This window comes from Marisediminicola senii, from assembly GCF_011057645.1.
In the GTDB taxonomy this organism is placed as follows: domain Bacteria; phylum Actinomycetota; class Actinomycetes; order Actinomycetales; family Microbacteriaceae; genus Marisediminicola; species Marisediminicola senii.
On sequence record NZ_JAALGE010000099.1, the window covers coordinates 1 to 2,701 of the forward strand.

General features: G+C 61.2%; 5 protein-coding genes. 1 reads left to right on the forward strand and 4 read right to left on the reverse strand.

Annotated elements, in window-relative coordinates; all coding sequences use genetic code 11:
- The coding region (locus G5S38_RS15370) for a hypothetical protein (protein WP_235929126.1) at window positions 1–360 on the forward strand (360 nt) is incomplete at its 5' end.
- Here the strand turns inward: G5S38_RS15370 and G5S38_RS15985 are convergent.
- The 4 genes from G5S38_RS15985 to G5S38_RS15795 all read right to left on the reverse strand — a co-directional run.
- Complete coding sequence (locus tag G5S38_RS15985) at window positions 347–880, reverse strand: DUF6153 family protein (RefSeq protein ID WP_407943857.1); 534 nt, start codon at window positions 878–880, stop codon at window positions 347–349. The two genes, G5S38_RS15370 and G5S38_RS15985, sit on opposite strands and share 14 nt — an antisense overlap.
- 144 nt (window positions 881–1,024) lie before the next feature.
- Window positions 1,025–1,354, reverse strand: a complete 330-nt coding sequence (locus G5S38_RS15375) for a heavy-metal-associated domain-containing protein (RefSeq protein ID WP_165070503.1) — start codon at window positions 1,352–1,354, stop codon at window positions 1,025–1,027.
- Between the two features lie 241 nt (window positions 1,355–1,595).
- A complete protein-coding gene (locus G5S38_RS15380; protein WP_165070505.1) occupies window positions 1,596–2,408 on the reverse strand; it encodes an AAA family ATPase in 813 nt (270 codons plus the stop codon).
- On the reverse strand, window positions 2,408–2,701 hold a 294-nt coding region (locus G5S38_RS15795; protein WP_235929127.1), incomplete at its 5' end, for a hypothetical protein. The genes G5S38_RS15795 and G5S38_RS15380, both read right to left, overlap by 1 nt.

Below are 2,701 nucleotides of genomic sequence, written 5' to 3' on the forward strand. Positions count from 1 at the left end.
GTCATCGTGATGATGCCTTTCGAGTGGGATGTGAGAGTTTCCTCGAAGGATCACGCGGTGGCCGCCTTCATGTCCATCAGTACGACGAACCCGGCAACCGCGCTACACCACTATGCGGGACGCAACTTGAAGCCTGCTGCGCTCTCCGAGGACGAGCCTTCCGGCGTCGAGGTCTCGCTGCTGGTCGGTGTGCAGGCGGCGAGGGTGAGCGATGCGGCGAGGACGCCAGCGATCGCGAAAGAGGTGCGGCGGATAGTCATTGTTGTACCAATCAGTAGAAGTAGTGAGAAAGAGCCCGAGTGCGTCGCATCGGGTGTAGCTCGTCCGGGATGGACCGGGCTCTTCTTCAGGTTCTGCTGATAGATAAGACGGTAAGAGAGGGTGGTGCGAGGCGAATGGTGCGCCGGGGAATGGTGCGTGCGAAGTCTGCAAGGTGGGCCAGCTGGAGTATCCAACCGCCTGCAGCCCGATGCCCTCGGAAGAGCGCTACGGTCAGCAGTGTCATTGCGCATGCCATCCCTATGGCAAGGCAGTCGGCAGCACATAACCCTGCGCAATCGCTGCTGTCCTGTGCCGGAGCGGGGACAGACTCGGCAGTTACACCGGAAACCAATAGTGCTTCTGATGGCGGGTGGGGTGCCTCTGCGGCACTGTGGGAATGACCGCCCGAGGAACCGCTCGGAGGATTCAGATCCACCGAGTGCATCGCGAGAAGTCCGAGAAGAATGCCGGTTACGGCAAGCATGAGGACTAGAACGCGCCGTGCGCCGTCCGAACCGAATCGAAGGGTGCGCAGTGTGTCAGAGCGCATCTCACCCCTTCCTATCCGGACCAACAGTTGATCACTGTAACGCACGCCCCTTTTTTGACTCTGTTTCATCCCTCATTTCGGGGCCTGCGCTTGTCAGCATCATGCGCGTTAGCGGTGGTTCAGTCCGTCATCTGCGGTGCCGCGATTAGCTGCGACCCTCTGCAGCCGGAGGCTTCTGGTGACGACGAATACCGACGATGTCACGGGCGCTCATCAGGAGGTGGGCGCGAGCTGATATCCCGCCTCGGTAATGGCGGCGTCAATCTGAGCTGCGGAGATCGGTTGGGAGCTGACGACCATGACGCGAGACGTCCCGCCGGCATTGAGGTCGACGCTTACGCTTTCCACGCCATCGATGGCGGTGATTTCCTCGGTCACGCTCGAGACGCAGTGGCCGCAGGTCATGCCGTCGACCAGATAGTGCTCACGCACTGTGGTTGAGCCTGCCGGGGCTTCGGCATTTGCGTGTGCGCCGGTGCCGCAGCTGCAGTTGTGGTCTTTGTCGGTCAGTCCAAGGTCGTTGTTCGACGTGGCGGAGCACATGGCAGGTCCTTTGCGGGTTGTCGTTCTGTTGCGGGTTAGGAGCGGACGAGGCGAGCAATGGTCGCCGCTACCGGCGACACGCTGTTGACGGATACCCCCATGGGGTATACCGTAGCCGCCATGAGCCAGCCGCACAATACGTCCCGCACTGACCACACGGACACCGCGACACCCGATGCGCACGGCCACGAGGTGTGGAGTTGATCGGCAAATGGCGGCGTTTTGTGATCGCTGCGTGGCGCTAGCTGCCGATGACGAGGATGCTGGCGGCGGCTTCGACGACGTCATCGGTGATGGTGTCGAGCTGGTTGATCTTGAGCACCCGATTTATCTGCGGGAAGAGCCGTTCGAGGAGTCGGAAATTGCCTCGGGTTATGCGTTCGATGGCCGCGATTGCTTGGGCGTCGGTGAAATCGTCAGGGTCAAGAGTCCTGCCGAGTCGTTTCCAATGGCGGTCGAGGACGAAAAGGAGCTCTTCGCGGCCGAGGGCACGGTAATGGTGGGAGAAGCCGAGCCGGCTGTAGAGCTGGGGGTAGTGGCGGAATCGTTCGTCGATACCGGGCATGCCGATCAATATCATCGCCAGGTGGGTGCGGTCATGCTGGTCCCGGAGAAGTTCCAAGGCGGTGGGCGTGAGTCGCTCGGCCTCGTCGATGATGAGCAGTTCCACAAGACGAGTGACGTCACTCTGTTTTGCGGTCGCTGCGTCCGGGCTGAGGGATCTCAGGTGCTCGTCGGCGCAGATCCCGACTTTCACCTGCCAGTGATCGATGTCATGCATCAGATCTTTGGGTCGGCAGAGGACTTCGGGTGTGTAGAAGACGGTGCGAGATCGGTTCGCGAGGGCGTAGTGCTTCGCGTCGTGATCGCCTCTGGGGCCCCATTCGTTGATGTAGGGCTCGAGGGCGTCCCAGTTTGCGTAGCGGCGCGCAGAGTTGGTCTTTCCGACGCCAGCGGCACCGTGACAGATCCCGATGGTCTTCTCCTTTCGCACAGCGTTGGCGAACTCGGTGAAGCGTCGGTGCTCTTTGGTGACGATGAATGCCTGGTTCATCACTCGTCCTCTTCGTAGGTGCGCAACTTCGGCCGCCGCTTTGTGGGTTCGGGGGTGCGAGGTTCCTCGCGGGTGGCAACGGTCGGAATGCGATCGTTGAAGTTGAGTCCCGCATAGTGGTGTAGCCGCGGTGGCCCGGCTCGTCGTGAAGACGTGGACGCGGTCGCCGTGTGATCCTTCGAGAAGTCTCTTACCTCGACTCGAAAGGCATCATCACGATGACCGCTCCCCATATTGTCGACCCTGCCGGCCTGCTCGGTGAAGCCCTCACCGACGCGTCCCCAGATCTGATG